Source organism: Streptococcus sp. FSL W8-0197 (assembly GCF_037963785.1).
GTDB classification, from domain to species: Bacteria; Bacillota; Bacilli; order Lactobacillales; family Streptococcaceae; genus Streptococcus; species Streptococcus oralis_CQ.
The window spans coordinates 289,027-308,983 of record NZ_CP150168.1 but is presented as its reverse complement, the minus strand read 5'-3'; the positions used below and the strand labels follow the sequence as shown (position 1 = coordinate 308,983).

Annotated in this window: 21 protein-coding genes; 11 read left to right on the top strand and 10 right to left on the bottom strand. The window is 31.4% G+C overall.

The features are described from left to right. Positions 1-16 precede the first annotated feature (16 nt). The 6 genes from NYE79_RS01705 to NYE79_RS01680 form a co-directional block, all read right to left on the bottom strand. Positions 17-655 (bottom strand): phosphate uptake regulator PhoU, encoded by a 639-nt coding sequence (locus NYE79_RS01705; RefSeq protein WP_033585727.1) that lies wholly within the window; start codon positions 653-655, stop codon positions 17-19. Positions 656-737: 82 nt separating this feature from the next. Beyond that, complete coding sequence (locus NYE79_RS01700; protein ID WP_216728837.1) at positions 738-1,469, bottom strand: protein phosphatase 2C domain-containing protein; 732 nt, start codon at positions 1,467-1,469, stop codon at positions 738-740. Continuing rightward, positions 1,456-3,684, bottom strand: a complete 2,229-nt coding sequence (locus tag NYE79_RS01695; RefSeq protein ID WP_216728836.1) for a glycosyl hydrolase family 28-related protein — start codon at positions 3,682-3,684, stop codon at positions 1,456-1,458. Before NYE79_RS01695 ends, NYE79_RS01700 begins: the two co-directional genes overlap by 14 nt. A gap of 609 nt (positions 3,685-4,293) precedes the next feature. Continuing rightward, on the bottom strand, positions 4,294-5,061 hold the full coding sequence (gene pezT, locus NYE79_RS01690; protein WP_216728835.1) for a type II toxin-antitoxin system toxin PezT: 768 nt from the start codon (positions 5,059-5,061) through the stop codon (positions 4,294-4,296). Further along, positions 5,061-5,537, bottom strand: a complete 477-nt coding sequence (gene pezA, locus NYE79_RS01685) for a type II toxin-antitoxin system antitoxin PezA (protein ID WP_216728834.1) — start codon at positions 5,535-5,537, stop codon at positions 5,061-5,063. Before pezA ends, pezT begins: the two co-directional genes overlap by 1 nt. A 217-nt stretch (positions 5,538-5,754) precedes the next feature. After that, positions 5,755-5,988, bottom strand: coding sequence for a hypothetical protein (locus NYE79_RS01680; RefSeq protein WP_225902130.1), 234 nt, complete (start codon positions 5,986-5,988; stop codon positions 5,755-5,757). 1,137 nt (positions 5,989-7,125) lie between these two features. Here NYE79_RS01680 and NYE79_RS01675 point away from each other — a divergent pair. The 4 genes from NYE79_RS01675 (at position 7,126) to NYE79_RS01660 (ending at position 11,825) form a co-directional block, all read left to right on the top strand. Continuing rightward, complete coding sequence (locus tag NYE79_RS01675; protein ID WP_049478366.1) at positions 7,126-8,136, top strand: site-specific integrase; 1,011 nt, start codon at positions 7,126-7,128, stop codon at positions 8,134-8,136. Positions 8,137-8,788: 652 nt separating this feature from the next. Next, positions 8,789-10,144 (top strand): hypothetical protein, encoded by a 1,356-nt coding sequence (locus NYE79_RS01670; RefSeq protein WP_216728833.1) that lies wholly within the window; start codon positions 8,789-8,791, stop codon positions 10,142-10,144. Between the two features lie 135 nt (positions 10,145-10,279). Further along, positions 10,280-10,540, top strand: coding sequence for a helix-turn-helix domain-containing protein (locus NYE79_RS01665; RefSeq protein WP_001048148.1), 261 nt, complete (start codon positions 10,280-10,282; stop codon positions 10,538-10,540). Between the two features lie 67 nt (positions 10,541-10,607). Then, entirely contained in the window at positions 10,608-11,825 is a 1,218-nt protein-coding gene (locus tag NYE79_RS01660; RefSeq protein WP_339293741.1) for a site-specific integrase, read from the top strand. Between the two features lie 444 nt (positions 11,826-12,269). On the opposite strand, the gene NYE79_RS01655 is transcribed toward NYE79_RS01660, so the two are convergent. Then, positions 12,270-13,040 carry a hypothetical protein gene (locus NYE79_RS01655; RefSeq protein WP_251464295.1) on the bottom strand — a complete coding sequence of 257 codons (771 nt, stop codon included), beginning with the start codon at positions 13,038-13,040 and terminating at the stop codon, positions 12,270-12,272. 281 nt (positions 13,041-13,321) lie between these two features. Further along, positions 13,322-14,254, bottom strand: coding sequence for a hypothetical protein (locus tag NYE79_RS01650; RefSeq protein ID WP_216728830.1), 933 nt, complete (start codon positions 14,252-14,254; stop codon positions 13,322-13,324). A gap of 242 nt (positions 14,255-14,496) precedes the next feature. Between NYE79_RS01650 and NYE79_RS01645 the strand changes: the two genes are divergently transcribed. The 7 genes from NYE79_RS01645 to NYE79_RS01615 all read left to right on the top strand — a co-directional run bounded on the left by NYE79_RS01645 (position 14,497) and on the right by NYE79_RS01615 (position 18,812). Continuing rightward, positions 14,497-14,853, top strand: a complete 357-nt coding sequence (locus NYE79_RS01645; RefSeq protein ID WP_216728829.1) for a hypothetical protein — start codon at positions 14,497-14,499, stop codon at positions 14,851-14,853. Between the two features lie 5 nt (positions 14,854-14,858). Further along, positions 14,859-15,233, top strand: a complete 375-nt coding sequence (locus NYE79_RS01640; protein WP_216728828.1) for a hypothetical protein — start codon at positions 14,859-14,861, stop codon at positions 15,231-15,233. Between the two features lie 61 nt (positions 15,234-15,294). Next, positions 15,295-15,885 (top strand): hypothetical protein, encoded by a 591-nt coding sequence (locus NYE79_RS01635; RefSeq protein WP_216728827.1) that lies wholly within the window; start codon positions 15,295-15,297, stop codon positions 15,883-15,885. Next, positions 15,879-16,634 (top strand): type IV secretory system conjugative DNA transfer family protein, encoded by a 756-nt coding sequence (locus NYE79_RS01630; RefSeq protein WP_216728826.1) that lies wholly within the window; start codon positions 15,879-15,881, stop codon positions 16,632-16,634. The genes NYE79_RS01635 and NYE79_RS01630 overlap by 7 nt, the downstream gene beginning before the upstream one ends. A gap of 198 nt (positions 16,635-16,832) precedes the next feature. After that, positions 16,833-17,255: a hypothetical protein gene (locus NYE79_RS01625; RefSeq protein WP_216728825.1), complete on the top strand. Its 423-nt coding sequence runs from the start codon at positions 16,833-16,835 to the stop codon at positions 17,253-17,255. A gap of 10 nt (positions 17,256-17,265) precedes the next feature. Beyond that, positions 17,266-17,526, top strand: a complete 261-nt coding sequence (locus NYE79_RS01620; RefSeq protein WP_216728824.1) for a helix-turn-helix domain-containing protein — start codon at positions 17,266-17,268, stop codon at positions 17,524-17,526. Positions 17,527-17,594: 68 nt separating this feature from the next. Beyond that, positions 17,595-18,812, top strand: coding sequence for a tyrosine-type recombinase/integrase (locus NYE79_RS01615; RefSeq protein ID WP_216728823.1), 1,218 nt, complete (start codon positions 17,595-17,597; stop codon positions 18,810-18,812). A gap of 110 nt (positions 18,813-18,922) precedes the next feature. Here NYE79_RS01615 and rpsI read toward each other — a convergent pair whose 3' ends face one another. Continuing rightward, a complete protein-coding gene (gene rpsI / locus NYE79_RS01610; protein ID WP_000075969.1) occupies positions 18,923-19,315 on the bottom strand; it encodes a 30S ribosomal protein S9 in 393 nt (130 codons plus the stop codon). 18 nt (positions 19,316-19,333) lie between these two features. Further along, entirely contained in the window at positions 19,334-19,780 is a 447-nt protein-coding gene (gene rplM, locus NYE79_RS01605) for a 50S ribosomal protein L13 (RefSeq protein ID WP_001044624.1), read from the bottom strand. Positions 19,781-19,957: the final 177 nt, after the last annotated feature.

Below are 19,957 nucleotides of genomic sequence, written 5' to 3'. Positions count from 1 at the left end.
ATATACTCCTCTTTAACTATAATACTCCAATTTCCTGATAATCTAACCATTTATAAATAGATTGTGTTGTATGGGATATCTTATCAAGAATATTAATAACTTCTAAAAATACAATAGCTTCATCAACATTTGAGAATTCAATAAGAAAGTTCTCTACTACTTTGTCTCCTAGTTTTTGACATAGACCAGATATCAACTTACATTTTTTATTATAGTCATATACGTCAGGTTCATAGTTTCTATTCTTATACCATGTTAGAGTTTTCTTTAAGTGATCCCCTATAATAAAATGTATTTTTAGCATTTCATAAAATAATGGTCCCCATTCATGCATTGTATGAATATTTTTTAAATTCTTAACTATTTCAATGATTCGATCACCAATACGTTCAATATCTGTGGATAATTTTACTATAGTTATAATTCTTCTCAAATCAACAGAAACAGGATGTTGTAAACAGATGAGTTCAATACCTTTCATATCTATTGTAACAACTGCTTCATTAATAACTAAATCATTATCTATAATACTTTGTTTTTGAACTTCGGTTAAGTCATCAAATATAATTTCATATTTTTTTATTATAGAAATCCATATATCTTCTAGATTATTAGACAACTCAATAATTTCATTGTCAAAATGCTTTCTCAACATTATCTAACCTCAATAATCAATTGCACTATAAAGAACTCGTATAGATAACTGTCTTTATAGTTCATCATATGATGAAATTATTTTAAACATCAATTATCAAAATACTTGCATCATCTTTTTTACCATAAATAGGATCAATATTTGTAGATTCTTTTCTCATTTCAATTAACTCTCCAAAATTGTAGCCTGAATTTTGAGTATAAAAATCATAAAAACCATCAGTCATTAAAACAATATGATTACTAGTTACTTCCAAACTACCATTGATAACATGATTTATACTACTTTTGTCTAGTGAACCTATCCAATATCCATCTGGTTTATTAGCTAGCTTCCTAATATTTTGTAATATAGTCTTTTTATCAGCTTCATCATTAGAAATGATTGCAAATTTTCCTTGCTCAAAAAGACAATCTACTCTATGATCTGTAATCACTTGATTGTTGACTATCATAACACAATCGCCAATCATTATGTATTCTAATTTTAAACCAGATAATTTCGCAAAAATAAAGGCAAAAGTTGGTAACTGGTAATAATCATCAAACTCACACTTATCTATCTCTATTATTTTTCTAACGTCATCTAAAGCAAGCTCGAAAATTTTCTTCAATGATAAAGAATCGTTACAATACTGCTTGAGACACTCAGAAATAAGATGAGATACTTCCGAAACTGAATAACCTATAGAGTCTTTTGAATTAAATAAATCTGTTGCTCCATCTATAATCCAGAAATATTGATTTTTGTAATCTACGCTATCTTCGTTCTCTTTAGCACTACCTTGTATTGAGCAAATTCTATCTATCTTCATAACGACGTTTTAAACTCCATTGTCCAAATAGAAGGCAAATTCCAATAATAGTTAAAAGCAACTCAACCATTTTATTTAATCCAGTTTTTGGTAATGCATGTTGATTATTTTTTGTCTTAACTACTTCACTAACATTAGTTACGTCATATTGTTTTTGTGAAATTTCTCCTGTTACTACATTACCTGAATCATGATTTGATTTTTCAATTTTATCATCTACACTATTTACTGAGTAATTATTAGCTAAATTATTTTTGTTTTCAGCTACAGGTTTTATTTCCTCTACATGCTTATCTGAGTGGTTGTCTGAGTGATTACCTGAATTTTGCGAAAAGATTTTATAACTTTCATTCTCAGTTATAATATTAAAATCACCGACACTATTATTTGTGTCTGAGCTGGTCCCATTAAAATCAGTTTTAAGTAAAGAAACATGATTTCCTGTTAAATTGGAAAGTCGATTATTTAGGACAGTGATAGTTCCAGCGGATTCTTCAATTACGATTCCGTCTTTACCTCCCGAGATGATATTATCAGATACTACCAAATTGTTGCTGACTCTTAATAATTCAATATTTGGCTGTTCAGTATTTTGCGAATTATTATGAATGATATTCTTTGTTACAGTAATATCAGTTACTTTTCCAAGATAATCTGCACTATCTTTTGCAACACGTATTGCTTTTGTTTTAGCATCAGCAATATTAAATACATTTTCAGTAATAGTCACATGTTTATTCAGATCTAATACGTCTTTAACATTTTTATAACTATAAGCATTAACTAAAGCAGCACCATTTTCACGATAGTGTTCACTTTCCTCTTTAGTTTTCTTATCAAACCTATTTCCTTTTATTAAAATATCAGTAAATCCTGTAAAGCGAACGCCCGCATACATCATATTATCAAAATGATTATTTAGAATTTTAATATTTGAAGGATTTTCAGTTGTTGCAGTTTGATAATGTGTCCCAATTGCAGTTACTAATTCACCTGATTTTTCACTTTTACCAAAATATGAATTTTGAATAGTAACATTTTCAGATTTTTTCCCATCATCATTCAAAGCATAAGGAAAACCTTTTCTAGTTAATGGTTCAATCTGAATACTCTCCTTACTTATAATTTGCCCATCTTTCATAGTTTTAGGTAAAGCTTGACCAAGAAAACGAGAATTATCGACTAATACATTTTTCGAACCTGCAATTTGAATAGCATGCCCTTGATAACTATCCTTGAATGTTACATTTTTTATAGTTACGTTATTTGAATTCCCAATAGCAAATGCACCTGAAGAATTTATAAGTGGTAGATTTTTTGCTTTAGTTCCTTCTTCATTCAAAGCACCGTTCATATCAATAGTACCACCAGAATAACTAATATCTTCTGTTGGGGCCCATTCTACTTGCGCACCATCATCCGTAAATAAACCTGTCATGAATACAATAGAAGGATGATTTTTGATATTGATACCATTTAATATGGTAGCTTTTTCATGTACTTCTAGGTGTGTATGACTTCTCAAAAAGACAATCTCTTTAACTAAATAAGTCCCCTCAGGAAAATATACTTTCCCTCCACCTAATCCTTTAGCAGCTGCATCTATTGTATCCTGAATTGCTTGTCGGTCATCATTAACCCCATCGCCTACTGCACCATAATCTTTTACATTTAAAGCCGAAATTTCAGTCCCTTTTTCTAAAGCAGTGTTACTATCTCCCACTTCATTCCTATTAGAAGTATCTGCAACTTCGTTCTCAGAACTAACTGACTTTGAATAAGTAGTAATAAAATCAGTCAAACTGTCATGATTACTAGTTAAGGAACCTTCTAAACTTTTGATAGTTGAATTAGAAAGGGCACTATTAGAAACTAGCGGAGAATCTTTCATTTCATCTTCAAAAGATCCAGTATTTACCCCATCTTCTTTATATTCCTTATTAGATATCAAAGGAGAATCAACTTTACTATCGGTTAATTGTGAGGTAGAAGAGTCAATCCCAGTAGGATTGTCATGATTACTAGTTGAAGAACCTTCTATACTATTGATGGTCGAAGTATAAAGCTCATTCATAGATATTTGAGGAGCACTTGTAACTACTTCATCAGCAAAAACACTTTGCACCCCCAAGAATGAAACCGCTACCAAAACAGAGCACAATCCAACCTTAAGTTTCCGAATACTAAAAACCTCATTGTGAACAAAATGCTTCATAAAACACCTCCAAATTTTTTATTGTTTTTTTACTATCTATCACTAAATTTTTTTATATCAGACAAAATGACACCGCTGTCATTATCCTTATCATATATTTTCTAAATAAAATTGTCAAGGGATAACACAATAAAATACAACATTTTTTAAAGCGTAATCATATTTAAAACTTTATATCTGTTCTATAAACCAAAAATACTATTAAATCTCTTCCAACATTTTTAAATGGACAGAACAATTTCATAGTGAAAATGATAGAATATTTTTTAATAACTCTGAATACTGTTTCACAAAAAATAGACCAATTTCTTGATCTACTTTACTTTATATTAATTTCTAAAAATTTAATTTTGGTCATGATTTGGTCATGATTTGGTCAAAAAAACAAAAAATACTAAATTATTTTTAAAAATTAACTTGTGATAATTGCCTTAAAACAAACACTTTGCATATTCTTTGCTTTTCTTTACATTACTTAAAATGCCCCTATTCATAATCTCTTAAATTCCCTGTTTTATACTGTTCAACCAATTCCCATAGATTATGAGTAGTTAAATCTGGTACAAAAATAAATTACTTTTTTAAATGTACTCATAAATTATCCCTTCGTCACTTATCAATTTCCCCCAACTCTCTCAACCGTTCCTGCTCTATCTTCAACATCTCTTTTTCCACCTTGTTCCATTTTCCAAATAGGCATTCGTGTAGAACTTCTGCTGCTGAGATTTGATCTACTTCCGAATTATAAACACACGATTGATCTCTTTGATAAATTTGAATTTGTCTAAAAAGTTTAGCCGTTTCCAACTCTCGTAAGTTATCAACTAAATGTTCTACAATTCCGTCATGGTGCTCTTTGGGAGTCGCTCTTGCTTGACTAGGGTCTATAGCATGGAGCTCCTCATAACGTATCAAGGTACTGAGATAAGACAATTCTGGCTTGGTCGCAATCAGTGCAAGTGAGACTTGATATCCTCTAGTTGCCAATAATTGGGCCGTTTTTCGGGGAACTTCTGTTGTTCTCAAGGTACCCTCGATTAATAAATGATAACCTTTTTTACTCAACTCATCTACAAGATATTCAACCATTTGTCCCGCGAATACTTTTGTATAATCCACACTATCTTTGCCATACTTTTCCTGTAGGCCAAGGTAGTTCGGATGAAAAGAGCGATAACTGTCCCCATCAATGATAATGATATTACCTTGAAATTCCCTTTGTTTAATACGATGAATCGTTGTTTTCCCAGCACCACTCTGCCCACCTAGCAAGATAGCCTTAGGCTGAGATGAGCTTGTTTTACCACGAGTTAAAGAACGGATAAGCCGTTTGGAGGCTTGTTCAAAATTATCTTGACTAAATTCTTCTAGTTTCATTAAGCCACCACTAGATGAGTAGCTTGTTCTAGCATACGTTCAATACCATCTAAATAGCCATTAAATCGCTCAATATCCTCAAAAGTTGAAACAAGATAAATCCTCGTGTTAATCAAATCAGACAAATCATCGCTCATTAGAACCCAAGGATTCGAAGTATCATCAAATGCAATTCCTTGTTCATCTTGAAAACGATAAAGTTGCGCTAAGATATTCGCCCCTCGTTCTTTAATCACTTCAATTTTCAGAGTTAACTGATAATCTTCTACTGGTGTGAGCATTTTTTCCTCCCCTACGATATCGACATACGAAACATTAAATTTATTGCAGATACGATCTATTAATTCTGTTGAAACTCGACTCGTCCCATTTTCATAACGACTCAAACTATTTCTAGAGATACCAACAATTTTTGCAAACTCAGGTTGCGTTAAATTCTGTGTTTTACGTAACGTTTTTATATTTTTTCCAATCATGTAACTCCTCCTTTTATTTATTTCTATTATAGCACAAAAAAGACAAACGCACCATTTTTGGTGCGTTTTTATCCAGCTCTAGCTGAATGAATAATTCATCTGTTACATTGTTGGCAAACCAATCATCTAATACAATGGCTTTATCAAATAATCTATCTTATCTATTTTAAAGACAAATTTACCACAAAAACACACTGAGATACTCGTCCCAGTATGTTTATTTCATTTTGGATAGCTTCATCAATAAACTTAAGCGTTCATCATTTTTGAGCTCTGATAACAAGCAAATCAACCGCTCATATCCAAGTTCTTTCTTCTGCTTGATTAATGAATTCATCACAGCCACCAAATCCTCTGGCGTAAAATTCCTTAAGTAAAGTGTAATATAACTTCCACTATTAGAAAATAGGCTAACATGAATTGCATTATGTTCTTTTTGCCTAATTTTCATTCCTCCTGTAGACTCCCTAATATAAAACTCATACACTGTCTTTTTCGGATAGCAATCAAATGAGTTTTCGAATTCTCTGCGATTTTTATAGAGAATATAGTTAATGAGTGAATAATATTTTAGAAACATAGTTGTTCCCTCCGTAATTGTTTTTATAATTATAGTATGCCTTTTTTTCCAAATTATAAAAATAAAAAATTAAAAAAAACTGATAAAGGTATTGTTTACTTCTCAATTTTTTTGTAGTTTTTCCTCTTTCTCTCATCTTTCTTTTTTTTGCGATTCTGATTTTTCTGTGTGTTTAGCGTTGACAGAAACGTATGTGTAAGTCACGCTAAACACACAGTACTAGGTAAAAGTGAATAACGTAAAAAAATCTTATCCTAATTTTTTTATTTTATGATTTATGGCATACTAATAATATATAAATAATTGATTGAGTAGAGACGTAACTAATATAGCTACGTTTTTTTATGTTTGAAAGGAGGTAGCTATCGTGGAAACAGTAGGTTTAAGCTGGGTTAGGAAAGAACCAGTTTTGTATTTCATTTACTAATAAAAAATAAATGTATAGATAATAAAAGAGATGTCAATAGCAGTTTAAAAAAAAATTTTTTGATCGTAACAAAGTAAAGAATAAAAGTAAAAAACGAAAGTAAATAACAGGAACCAATTTTTGTATTTCATTAACTAAAAAAGAAAAGTATAGATAATAAAATAAATGTCAATGCCAGTTTAAAAAAATCTTTTTTAGATCATAACAAAGTAAAAAATCAAAGTATAAAAACTAAAGTAAATAACAAAAGTCTAAAAATCAAATACAAAAACTAGCTTAGCTCAGTCGCTAAATTCAGAGCAATTAAACCTGAAAAAGACTAACAAGAAAAAACAACAGATTTTTATCTGCAAGATGGAACTCTACATTTTATTTGAATTGAGTCAACTTGTCATGTTGTAAAATGACTTGGTTATCTTCTTAGCCATCAATTAAGAAGCGCCCTAAGCAAAGGGAAGATACTACATCAGTGAATATAAGCTTAAGTCACTGCACTACTTCAACTTGAATAAAAAAGACCTTAAGATTTTTCTTAAGATCTTCTTTAAAAGCACATTATCTACTATAGAAAGGAAAGAACTATGGCAAAGAAGAGACGTAGTCGTGCTGATCGACGAAAAGCTAAAGAGAAAGCTAAGAAACAACAGATGGATTCTCTAACTACTTTCGAAGGCCGTAAACAATTCGTCCAATCTAAAGGACTAACTAATCTAGTCACGCGCTTTAAAAAAGGAAAGGGTATCAAGCGAAATGAATCCAAAAAAACGGGAGAGGACATTCATTTAATCCATACCGACCGAACTCTTCATAACTACGCTGGGTCCTGGAGCAGATTTGCTTCCTTTGTTGCCTCAATAACTACTGCCGAAGATTTAGAAGCTCTTGAAAAATCTAACAATATTGAGGGATGGATTGACTTAGTAAATCAATACTTAGAACATTGTAAGAAATTAGGACTTTCTGCTCCAACCCAGTCAACCTATAAAGCAGCATTAGCCAAAGTTTTAGGAGTACCTTCTACCGCTTTTATTGCAACGGATATTCGATATCGAGCCGACAAAAAGAATAATCGTTTGAAGTCTAATGACGACAGGATGTCTGAAGAAACAAATAATCGCTGGTTCTCAATCGTATCTGCCACTGGACTACGAAAAAATGAATTAAAAGCTATTACTGGAGACTCCCTCTACCAACGTGAGGATGGCCAATATTATCTTAAAATTATTGGTAAAAAACATAAATCAAAAGGAGCACGAGATCGTTGGGTTCCGATTATTACGCGAGACAAAGAAGAATTAGAAAGGCTTGTTGAAGAATTTAAACTAGCTGGTAAAAAACGTGTGTTTCAAGTTCCAACTGCTTTAAAACCTCATAAATATCGTGCTGAATACGCAAAACGTCTTTATCTTCTTGTCGCGCGAGATCCCAAAGATATCAAAGATAAAAAAGAAAAAATTTATCTACGAGGCGAATTAAAAGGTGTTGCCCTTGATCGAAAGGCTTGTTTAATTGTATCACGTGCTCTCGGACACAATCGACCAGAAGAATTTCAAAAATCCTACGCCTATAAGTTAATCTCACAAGCAAACTAAGTAACTTTTTCCAAACATTATGATATATCTCTCATTAAAATAAAAAAGGTGGTTCAAATTATTGAACTACCTTTTTTTAAGACTATTTAGCTATTTTTGCTTTTCAAATGTTCCATCAATTATACGAAACTTACTTTGTAATGTTTTAAGTGTATTAAACTTAAAATCAATTTTTTCCACATCTTTAGCATTCTTATCTAAATGAAAAATAAAATAATTTTTATAAAAATCAAAAAATTTTTAAAAAAAATAAAAAAAAATAAAGTAGATAAAAACTTACTTTTTCCTTCAAAACCTTGTCACATCAATAAAATATCGTACTGAAAGTATTGATTTCTTTCTTAACATTCTTGTTCTAAACTAAAAAAATTAAAGTAGGTAAGAACCTACTTTTTTTCTTCAAAACCTTGTTACGACGCGTTTTTGAAGCACTCTTAATTGAGTGTTTTTTATTTTAAAAAATTTTTTTCACTAAAAAATAAAAAAACCACAGTTTTTAGTGAAGTTCCTGGCATACTAATTATATATGAAAAAAAAAGGGATAAATTGAATTACAAATGCGGTTAAAATAATTTAACTGTTTTTTTTCAATCTCTAATACTTCCTAGCATAATTCCTATCAAAAATAATAGTAGAAAGGAAACGTTAAATCATGAAAGGGCAGCCTAAAGTTTCTACTGAACAGAAACATTTAAATGAGAAAGAAATTCAATCTTGTTTTACTTTAATGAATTCCTTCTGGGGGTTTGATCGCATGGTTTTTAACTTAGGTGAAAATCTAATTGTTGACATTGAAAAACTGATAGAATTCAAAAAAAAGAATCCTCATGAAGTTAAAAAATTTACTCACAATTCAAATCAGATAGAAGATTTAATTATCCAATCAAGGGAATTCGGAAGACTTGAAATTGGAAAAATTTATAAAAAAGAAAGCGGAGACACTGTTAATTATTGCTTACTCCAGCTGAATCATGGAGGTCTAAATTTTGAAACTCTCTCTATTTCAGCAATACGAAAGAAACTAATAAACGTTATAACAGGAATCAAACAGCAAACTGGTATTTGGATTATCCCAACTATTATTAGGGTTCATGAAATGGAAATCGCATTTACATTTGCTACTGATGCGATTATTCATTTTCAAACAAGGAATTTATTATTGAGGAGCTTATCTAATACATCTCAAGTAAATAAAAAAGTTTATAGAAAATGTTCAACTCCTGAAGATCACCATATTCTTTCAAGTAAAAAAAATAAAAACCTGTTGCATGTTCTTTATGATAAAACAGCAAAAGCTGAACATAATAAACAGATTGAATTAAACGCATCTCGTAAATATCGCGTCTATAGATACGAAATGACACTGAATGAAAAAAAAATTAAAAGTGAATTCCAGACTACTGACTTAGATAAACTACACAATGATCAGCTCTATTCATTTGTATATAGTGTAATTGAGAAAGGATTGTCCAACTTTAAGATATTTGTTCAAACTTCAGTTAGAGATACCCAAAATAAGTTAAAAGAATTGTATGAAGAAAAAGGTAAAGATGAATATATAAAAACTTTTTTTGACACTCAATTAAATCATGCTATGAATTATTTATATCCAATAACATTTGATGAATCTATTTTCTTATTTATTGATGTATCTAAATTTATAAAGCCAAAAAACTGTGCAAGAACTAAAAGAAATCTGGTTAAAAGAAGTAGAAAGAATGATTTAAAGAAAGAGAGTTATTTTCTTTCTATTATGATTACATGGCAAGTACTATATCTCTTTTGCTTAATGCTAAATACTCTATATCTTGTTCCTTTCCTTGATTTTGGTTGCTACAAGGATAATCAAAATAATGAACTCCTTTCTTTTAAAATCCCTAGTTTTACAAATGAAGAAAAAGATTCATTTTTTAATGAAATTATTCAAAGCAAGGATAAAGACATAGGTTCATTCCTGGATTCTTTTTTTAATAGAAATTGGAAAAATATTTATACCATTTTAATATAAATTCTGATTAAAAAATTGAAAAAGAATTAATACAGCAACGTTTTCCTGTTTTTTAAGTCTTCAACCCTTGAAGACTTAAAAAACAAAATCCAAACTAATAAAATTTAAATCTAAAAGAAAGAAACGGTACTATTTATGAATTTATTTATTCCAGACGAAGTAATTCGGCAATTTAAATTACTAATATCAGATACTGTTAAGAAAGAACTGGATAAATTTTTGGATATTAATGAAAATACCAACCAATTTTTAAATAAAAAGCAGACTTGTGAATATTTGAATATATCCAACAATACTTTAGACAACTGGATTAAGCAAGGCTTACCTTGCATTAAGGTTGGAAAAACTGTTCGCTTTAGCAAAACAGAAATCAATCGCTGGTTACAAAAGCAGTAGAAATTCTATGGTCATTTGTTATAATGTAACCATGATATTTTCTAGCTCAATTCAAAAGGAGAATACTATGTCTATTACAGAAACTAAAAACGGAACCTATCGCTTACGTGTCTATATTCCTGAGGAAGTGAAGTCTTCACTAGGTGTTGATAAGAAAGTGATTGAAAAACGATTCAAAACAAGGATTGAAGCAAAAAAATATGAACTAGAACTTAAAAATAAGATTGATAAAATTCATAGTGGAGATTCCGTCTCATTAGAAAATAGTGGTTCTATCCTTTTTTCAGATTTCTATCAAAACGTTTGGTGGGAATCCTACAAAGCAGGGCAAACAACTTCAACCTTAAAACCACCCTCACAAGCTACTATTGACGGTACAGAAGTTGTCTTTAGAAAGCACATTCTACCCATGCTAGGGAATTACTCGATTGACTTTCTTAACCAAAATAAGCAGGTTATTTTAAACCTTCTCACTCAAAAGGCAGAAGAATATGCCAACTTCAAAGTCATCAGAAGTTACGTTAATTCTATCTTTAACTGGGCAGAAGAATTGGAATACATCGAAACTAATCGTATTTCAAAAACTATTAGACGAATCAAAGCAACTAAGAAAATCAAGTTACAAGAAGCTAAAAACGATGAAGATTTATACCTATCTCAAGAAGAACTTCAAGCATGGTTTACAGCTTTTGAAAAGGATTTAGAGACTGAAAAAATTCTATTCAAAGACTATGTTTTGTTCTATACTACCTTCTTTTTAGGAGATAGAAAGTCAGAGAGCTACGCTTTGCAATGGAAACATATTGATTTCAAAAATCAACAAATTAAATTGGTTCAAGCCTTAGATCGATATAAAAATCAAAAGTCAACTAAAGGGAATAAAAAGACGATTTTTTCGATTCCACAAGAACTTACCGACTTGTTAAATTCTTGGAAGAAGCAACAAAAATCTGAACTGGCTTCATTTAACATCATGCAAACTCCTGAACAGTATGTTTTTACGTATATTGATACAAAGGGAAATGTAAATAGTTGTCTCCATGATGATTATCTTAACAACAAGATGAAATCTGTTAAGCGTCGTCATCCAGAACTCGCACATGCAACCCCTCATAAATTACGACATACAGGAGCTACACTCGCTAAACAGGCTGGAACCTCTATGGAAGCTATTTCTGAAGCACTCACTCACAGTGATACGATTACAACTAAGACTTATGTGAACACTTCAAACGTAATCCCAATGGCTGTTGGAGAAATTGCCTTTCGTAATCTTAAAAAGTAATGGTGTGAAAAGTGGTGTGAATTTTGCTAAAAATCATCAAAAAAACACTCCATGGTGTGAACCATGAAGTGTTTCGAAACGTTGATATAATCGTATTGATTAACGTTTTGAGAATTGTGATGCTTTACGAGCTTTCTTAAGACTTGGTTGGGGCACCACTTATTTCATCTAATTTCAAAGTTCTTTAAAATCAACGTTTTCATAAGTTTTCAAAAAATAAAATTTCAACTAATTTCAATCAGTTTGATTAAAATAAGGTAAACTTTCATAAAAAATAAGCAAAAATCGAACCAGAATATCAAAAGTTAACCTTATTTAATTTTCACAAAAATGAAATGATGAAACTCCTTTCTATAATATTCTCATCCCTAAAAATACTAGAAATAGTATAATCTTTTCTAGTTTTTGTGGAATACAAAACGCAGGATTACCAATCCTGCTTTTTTAATTATTTATTCCGAACAAATGCAAAAGTACTAATTCATCAAATGAAATAAACTCTATTTGCTGATAGATTCCTATATGATTTTTAACTTCCTCTGCTTTAGCTAATCCGACTGGTATATAATCCTCCATATCGATAAAACAGAGAATTTTAGATAAAACAAACTGTTTAATATTTAAATCAGTGAGGAGTAAAAAATCAGTTTTCACTTTCAACAATAGTTCATCTATTGATTTAGACCAGTTTTTAAAATAATCTACTATTGAAATTTCTTCCTCATTTAGGCTCTTAAGATACATTTTATTCTGTGTATTACTAGTCACATTTTTCCTTAATTCTGAAACTGAAATGAGCGGTTCAATACCTGTAGTTTTCTCTTGACTAGGACTATAGCTAGTTCTCAAATTACTAAAAGGTAAGGAGAAATGTTGACCATAATCCCTCAATAATTTTAACATTTTTATTTCATCTAATTTTTCAAAATTTAAAACTTCTTTCTTTAAATCAAAGCGGTTTTCCTGATTACAATACGATTTAATATTGTCAATAAATATCCTTCCAAACATAATATTTTGCATAAATAGATACTTGCAATCTCGATATATATCATTTAATTTTTGAGTGTCATAATCGTCAATATTCTCAATGTATTCTTTTATCAATTCTTCTGACTTCTTATAATTTCGATAACAATCAAAAACATTAGTATATTTTTTTAAAGAGATATTGTATTCCTTAAAATCTTGAAATTCATTCTCATTAATTTTCAATAAAAAATTTCTATCATAATTTGAAACAAAATAACTATACAACTTAACCCTCAATTATTTTCAGTCTCTCGATCCCATAAAGCGGTCACCATTTAAATGTATCACATACTATGGCAATTCAGATAACCAAACCTTTGTTTTCCAAGCAATATTTCCAAAGGATTTTAAAACTCGAAACTTCTCGGTAATCAGTTCCTTATAAAAAATAAGATATTCTTCCATAGACACCCTATTCTCATACTCTATTCCTAAAAATATATAATCTAAATCATAAGTACCGATCAGTTAAGAATTGTACTTTTTAACTCTGCTGATATGTCAAATGAAATTCCCGTGGTAGTAAATATAGAATCTAATAATATAGACTTCAACCATTCACTATGAAATATCTTGTTTAATTCTTTATCAAGTTTAAGATTTAATTCTTCAATTTTTCTTTTTAATTCAAAATAGTTGTATTCCGATTTTCCTTTAAACAATGGCTCACTATTGTATCCCGTTATTTTTTTTACATTATGAATATCACTAAATAGATGAACTCTCAAAGAGGCATAATATCCTAACCAATACGTGTACAATCCTTTGTAACTATTAGGATTGCTAGCTATAGCTTCCGAAAGATATCTCTTCTGTGGTTCTATAAAATTTATTTCATGAAAGTAATCTTCAAAAAAAGTATCTTCGTTAACTAGTTTTAATGCTCCATTCTTGTATAGAAAGTACTTTATAATAGCTTTTTCAATCTTCAACATTTTTTTACTTTCAAAAATAACGCTAAATCTAGCCTTTTCTTCTTTTCGATTATTTGAATAGGTTGTTTGTTTTTCTAGATACTTTTTTAATAGTATAACTCCACGATCAATGATCAAATAGTCGTCATTGTTATGTAATTCTCCATACAAAAGTTCAAGTTCCGCAATTTTATTTTCTTCTCTTAAATCAAAAAAATTTTTCATACTTAAATGACTACTCTTATTCTCTAAATAAAATTTATAGAGTATCCACTTATAGAAAGCTGGAATATCTGTGTCAGAAACTTTATTTGCCGCTATTAACGACTTTTTCAAATTTAATAAAAATTTATATTCAACAAAAGCTTCCGTATACTTTCGAAGATATAAAACTTCTCTTTTAATATCTTTGAAACTTCTCTTATCACAATCATTTTGAAATGAATTCTCAGAATCTAAAAAAAATTTTAAAAAACTTGTCATAATCACTTTCCTATAGAATATCCTAATTTATCTTCTAGTATGGGATATATAAAGCAATACATAAATAAAATAGTGTTATTTCGGAAAACTGATTATACACCCCTGTGTTTTAATTATATCATAAAACAAAGATACTGCAGTTCGATGTTTTTTAACTAAAGATGCTATGTCTTCACTCAATCAATATCATAGCAGACTCATTTGTCTATATTGATGCTTATAGAAGCCATGGAGGAAATAATATGGCAAAAATATCAAATCACGAAGAAGTTCTACAAGAAGCAGAGTATAATGAGAATCAAGTAGTTACAAATGTCCGTCAAGGTTACTATAAAAGTAAAGATGGCATTGACCATCTTTGGGTCATTCTCGAGTGTATAGATGAACTCATCTATGCTAACGCAGAAAAACTAGGTATAGATATATACGAGATACGCACTATCTCAGTCAAAGTTAGGAATCCTGATTCCCGAAACTGGCTCTCACTTACAGAAAAAACTATTGATGTTAGCTCCGCCACTGTCGTACCTATCATCAAAAATGACCAGCTTAAAGGTCTAGCTCTAAGCATTGAAAACTCGCAAATTCAAATGAGGTAAAACACATGAACATTTTATCGTTTTATGATCAAGACCAGATTTTTAATGAAATCTACTCTAAAGAGATAGATAACCTTCTCCTCAATGGAGAAGAATCACTCAGAGGAACAGAAGCTACAACTGAACAATATAGCATAGAAGATTACTTTTTAGCGGTCAAATGGCACATAACTTCTGTTCAGAAGATTAACGATGCTAAAATAGAAATTATAAAACAATCACTTTCATCCTGGTATGTATTATATTTTAAAAAAATATACCCATATCTAGTAAATGTTTACAGTTTAAGGATTATAGACATTTATAGCACTGGTACAAATACTATTGAATTAGTAATCGTTATCGATAGTTCAGAAGCCCGATTACGAAACATAATCTAGTAGTCTGTCAAGTAGTATAATCTATCTGAGATTATACTACTTATTTTTAAGGAGTTTAATTATGAAACTTATATTAAAAATGATTATTCTAGTCTCTCTTTGGTATTTAACTATTTTTATATTGTTGTTGCTAAAAAGAAAAGCTGATTTTTATAGCGGAAAAGTAGTAAAAACAAAGAAATTAAAGGTGGCTTCTTTACAAGTTCTACTATATCAGGTTGAAATGATTCTGCTATTGGCTAAATTTATATTTAATAAAGCCCAAATCTACTTCGAAGAGAAGAACACTCAAAATAGAAAAATGATAGTCCTCCAAAACGTAGTACATCATCTGAACCAGAATTTAAAAACCGAACTTGGTATCAAAATTGTCTCTCCTGCTACTAGTAACGGAATTGATATTTGGATTTATTTAGCAAATAATTTGAAAGATGCAGATAAAACTTTGTTAGAGGACTATTTTTCAGGAGTTTTATCAAAGTATACAGCTGAATTTGCTTTAGATATCCTCATCATAAAACAAAATGCAGGAGCTGGATGGATAGCTACTTTTGATATTAAGCCTGTTGCGGAAGCGACCTACAATCGAATGGCTCGAGCTTCTGAAGTAACCAATGAAGATAGGTATGATGAAGATATAGATATATGGTAGACAGTAAACCTTTACTTAAACGTGGGGGTGGAAAGATAGGATGGTCTATCCCAAGCCCCACCATAAATTTTTTAGTTCTAGGTAATGTTGGAAGTGGCAAATCTGTGGTAGCTAAAATGCTAATTACAAATATATTTATGGAAAATCTCAAGAAACCGAAGCAACTTTCACCAATGTTAATTGTTTCTGAAATAAAGCAAGAGGATTGGCTTGATTTTGAAGAATCATCAAATGTATTTTTAGGTTGGCAAGCTCATAAGGCAATTGAGCTTACCTATAATGAAATGATGTACCGGCAAGAAAATAAAACCAGAAAAAGAACACCTCTTATCCTACTTATTGAAGAAGTTACAGTACTCATGAGTTCGCTCGAAGGAAAACAGAAAAGTAAAATTCAAAAGATGCTTAAGTCTATCATCCTCAGTGGTCGAAGTCGCTCTATTTTCTGTTGTTTTGTTTCCCAAGATTTACTATCACATGACGGTATTGATACAAATCTCAGAAATCAATTTGGAGCTGTTCTAGATTTAGGAAATATGGTATCTAGATCAGCAATTTCCAGTAGTATATTTGACTTGGAACTGGGTCAGAAACTATCCACGTTACCAAAAAAGCATGGCTGGTATCAAGTTTTTGATGGAAGTCCACCAATCAAGGTTAAAGTAGCTAATATCAGGGATATTGATAAAGTTCAGGAAGTATTGCTAGAAATGTTAAACAGATACCAACCTACAGAGCAAGTCAGATAGATTGGGCAGGCTGGGGCGACCCGAAGAGGTCGTTCATTTTACCCCAGCATGGACTAGCTAGATGGCTTGTCCACCTGCGGTAGGCAAAATATTGCTATGTATTTAACTTTAACTATTCTACGTGCGGTTAGACTGGGCTTGTCAACTGTGTCTAACACTAGAATAGTTAAGAGAATAATTAGAAAATGGAGTTTAATTATGACAAATAAAAAACAGGCAAAACTGACTTGCGTAATGATTGCTCAACAGTTTGATTCTCAATTTTGGATTGGCTGGGATAAAGATTTGATTCTTAGCAAATCTATAAAAGGCATTTTAACTGAAATGGTTAATCGTGCTAATACTGTCGCAACTGTTTCAGAAGCATATGGGATAAAGCATGATAAAGATACTTTAGAACTATATACTGGATTTGAAACTTATTTAAGCTATGATTTTGAAAACAACTTTGAAATAAATAAGAAAGATTTATTAGATTTCCTAGTTGCTCAAGTTAGTCTCAATAATAAGTGGGATCTAGATAAAATAAAAACCTCATCAGAAGATACTTTGGCGAGCAATTCTGATGAAGTAGGTGCAGAAGATTCTAAATCTCCTGATACTTCAATTGTAGCACAATAGCGAGGATTTTATGCAAGTAACCTTACCAGACGAACAAATTCGTCAAATTCAGTTATTGATTACTGATTTGATAAAAAAAGAAATCGAATATAGACTAGACAACAGCAATATAGAAAGCCCTTTTTTAAAAAAACAGCAGGCTTGCCACTATCTAGGCATCTCAAACAATACTCTAGATAGTTGGATTAAAAAAGGATTACCTCACATTAAAGTCGGAAAAACTATTCGCTTTGATAAAGCAGAAGTCAATCGCTGGTTACAAAATCAGTAGCATTTCTACCGTGGTTTGTTATAATGAAATCACGGTATTTTTCTAGCTCAATTCAAAAGGAGAATACTATGTCTATTACAAAAACTAAAAATGGAACCTATCGCTTACGTGTTTATATTCCTGAGGAGGTTAAATCTTCGCTAGGTATTGATAAGAAAGTGATTGAAAAACGGTTCAAATCAAGGAGTGAAGCAAAAAGATACGAACTAGAACTTCAAAATAAGATTGATAAAATTCTTAGTGGAGAATCTGCTTCATTAGAGAATAGCGGTTCTATTCTCTTTTCAGATTTCTACCAAAACGTTTGGTGGGAATCCTACAAAGCAGGTCAGACTACTTCTACTGCTAAACCACCTTCTCAAGCAACTATAGTTGGAACAGAAATTGCTTTTAGAAAACACATCTTACCCTTACTTGGAAATTATTCAATAGACTTTCTTAATCAAAATAAGCAAGTTGTACTAAATCTATTGACTCAAAAGGCTGAAGAATATGCAAATTTCAAAGTTATCAGGAGCTACGTTAATTCTATCTTTGACTGGGCAGAAGAATTAGAGTATATCGAAACTAATCGCCTATCAAAAACGATAAGCCGTATCAAAGCCACTAAAAAAATTAAGCTACAGGAATCTAAAAAAGATGAAGATTTATATCTATCTCAAGAAGAACTTCAAGCATGGTTTACAGCTTTTGAAAAAGATTTAGAAACTGAAAAAATTCTATTCAAAGACTATGTTTTGTTCTATACTACCTTTTTTTTGGGAGATAGAAAATCAGAGAGCTATGCTTTGCAATGGAAGCATATTAATACAAAGGAACAGGAAATTCAGTTAGTACAAACTTTAGATAAATACAAAAATCCAAAGTCTACCAAAGGAAACAAGAAAACAACTTTTCGAATTCCTAGTGAGTTAACTAACTTGCTTCAGGAATGGAAAAAACAACAAAAAATTGAACTGGCTAAATTCAATATTATCCAGACTCCAGAACAGTATGTGTTTACGTACATTGATACAAAGGGAAATGTAAACAGTTGTCTCCATGCTGATTATCTTAACAACAAGATGAAATCTGTTAAGCGTCGTCATCCAGAACTTGCACATGCAACACCTCATAAATTACGACATACAGGAGCCACACTCGCTAAACAGGCAGGAACCCCTATGGAAGATATTTCTGAAGCACTCACTCACAGTGATACAATTACAACTAAGACTTATGTCAACACTTCAAATGTAATTCCAATGGCTGTTGGAGAAATTGCCTTTCGTAATCTTAAAAAATAATGGTGTGAATTTGGTGTGAAAAGTGGTGTGAATTTTGCTAAAAATAATCAAAAAAACACCCCATGGTGTGAACCATGAAGTGCTTCGAAACGTTGATATAATCGTATTGATTAACGTTTTGAGAATTGTGATGCTTTACGAGCTTTCTTAAGACCTGGCTTCTTACGCTCAACTTTACGTGAGTCACGTGTAAGAAGTCCTGCGCGTTTCAATGAATCGCGGAAGTCTGGGTCTACTTGAAGAAGGGCACGAGCGATACCGTGACGGATAGCTCCTGCTTGACCAGCATATCCACCACCAACAACGTTAACGAAAACGTCGTATGAACCTACAGTTGAAGTAACCGCGAATGGTTGGTTGATAACAAGACGAAGGTCAGCGTGTGGGATGTACTCTTCAACATCTTTTTTGTTAACAGTGATTTTACCAGTTCCTGGAACAAGGCGAACGCGTGCAACAGCGTTTTTACGACGTCCAGTACCTGCATATTGTGCTTGTGACATACTTTATTGTTCCTTTCCTTAGATAAGTCCTGAAATATCAAGAACTTCTGGTTGTTGTGCAGCGTGAGTGTGCTCAGCTCCAACGAATACTTTCAATTTCATACCTTGAGCGCGGCCAAGAGTATTGTGTGGAAGCATACCTTTAACTGATTTTTCGATCAAACGTACTGCATTTTTAGAACGTAGTTCACCAGCAGAGATTTGTTTCAATCCACCTGGGTGGTTTGAGTGAGTGTAGTAGATCTTATCAGTTGCTTTTTTACCAGTCAATTTAACTTTTTCAGCATTGATAACGATTACGAAGTCACCTGTATCAGTGTGTGGTGTGAATGTTGGTTTGTTTTTTCCGCGAAGTACGCTAGCAACAACTGCTGAAAGGCGTCCAAGAGGTACATCAGTTGCGTCAACAACGTACCATTTGCGTTCTACTTGGCCTGGTTTAGCCATGAATGTAGTTTTGTTCATGATTTCTCCTATATGAATATCGTTTTTGTTTACAGGGCGGATGTTCCGGTCCGCGGGGTATTTGAAAGGTTCCGGGGCCTTACAAATGGGGTAAACAATACCGTCTACTATCATACCAAATTTTACTACTAAAAGTCAATAGATATGAAAAATATTTTTGCCGATTTCAGTGTTTAA

Excerpts from the sequence above, each read along its gene's own strand:
- NYE79_RS01665 (WP_001048148.1), top strand. The coding sequence starts at position 10,280 with ATGAATTTATTTATTCCAGACGAAGTAATTCGGCAATTTAAATTACTA.
- NYE79_RS01640 (WP_216728828.1), top strand. The coding sequence starts at position 14,859 with ATGAACATTTTATCGTTTTATGATCAAGACCAGATTTTTAATGAAATC.
- NYE79_RS01670 (WP_216728833.1), top strand. The coding sequence starts at position 8,789 with ATGAAAGGGCAGCCTAAAGTTTCTACTGAACAGAAACATTTAAATGAG.
- NYE79_RS01645 (WP_216728829.1), top strand. The coding sequence starts at position 14,497 with ATGGCAAAAATATCAAATCACGAAGAAGTTCTACAAGAAGCAGAGTAT.
- rpsI (WP_000075969.1), bottom strand. The coding sequence starts at position 19,315 with ATGTCACAAGCACAATATGCAGGTACTGGACGTCGTAAAAACGCTGTT.
- NYE79_RS01695 (WP_216728836.1), bottom strand. The coding sequence starts at position 3,684 with ATGAAGCATTTTGTTCACAATGAGGTTTTTAGTATTCGGAAACTTAAG.
- rplM (WP_001044624.1), bottom strand. The coding sequence starts at position 19,780 with ATGAACAAAACTACATTCATGGCTAAACCAGGCCAAGTAGAACGCAAA.
- NYE79_RS01705 (WP_033585727.1), bottom strand. The coding sequence starts at position 655 with ATGTTGAGAAAGCATTTTGACAATGAAATTATTGAGTTGTCTAATAAT.
- pezT (WP_216728835.1), bottom strand. The coding sequence starts at position 5,061 with ATGAAACTAGAAGAATTTAGTCAAGATAATTTTGAACAAGCCTCCAAA.
- NYE79_RS01660 (WP_339293741.1), top strand. The coding sequence starts at position 10,608 with ATGTCTATTACAGAAACTAAAAACGGAACCTATCGCTTACGTGTCTAT.
- NYE79_RS01650 (WP_216728830.1), bottom strand. The coding sequence starts at position 14,254 with ATGACAAGTTTTTTAAAATTTTTTTTAGATTCTGAGAATTCATTTCAA.
- NYE79_RS01630 (WP_216728826.1), top strand. The coding sequence starts at position 15,879 with ATGGTAGACAGTAAACCTTTACTTAAACGTGGGGGTGGAAAGATAGGA.
- NYE79_RS01620 (WP_216728824.1), top strand. The coding sequence starts at position 17,266 with ATGCAAGTAACCTTACCAGACGAACAAATTCGTCAAATTCAGTTATTG.
- NYE79_RS01680 (WP_225902130.1), bottom strand. The coding sequence starts at position 5,988 with ATGAAAATTAGGCAAAAAGAACATAATGCAATTCATGTTAGCCTATTT.
- NYE79_RS01700 (WP_216728837.1), bottom strand. The coding sequence starts at position 1,469 with ATGAAGATAGATAGAATTTGCTCAATACAAGGTAGTGCTAAAGAGAAC.
- pezA (WP_216728834.1), bottom strand. The coding sequence starts at position 5,537 with ATGATTGGAAAAAATATAAAAACGTTACGTAAAACACAGAATTTAACG.
- NYE79_RS01615 (WP_216728823.1), top strand. The coding sequence starts at position 17,595 with ATGTCTATTACAAAAACTAAAAATGGAACCTATCGCTTACGTGTTTAT.
- NYE79_RS01625 (WP_216728825.1), top strand. The coding sequence starts at position 16,833 with ATGACAAATAAAAAACAGGCAAAACTGACTTGCGTAATGATTGCTCAA.
- NYE79_RS01675 (WP_049478366.1), top strand. The coding sequence starts at position 7,126 with ATGGCAAAGAAGAGACGTAGTCGTGCTGATCGACGAAAAGCTAAAGAG.
- NYE79_RS01635 (WP_216728827.1), top strand. The coding sequence starts at position 15,295 with ATGAAACTTATATTAAAAATGATTATTCTAGTCTCTCTTTGGTATTTA.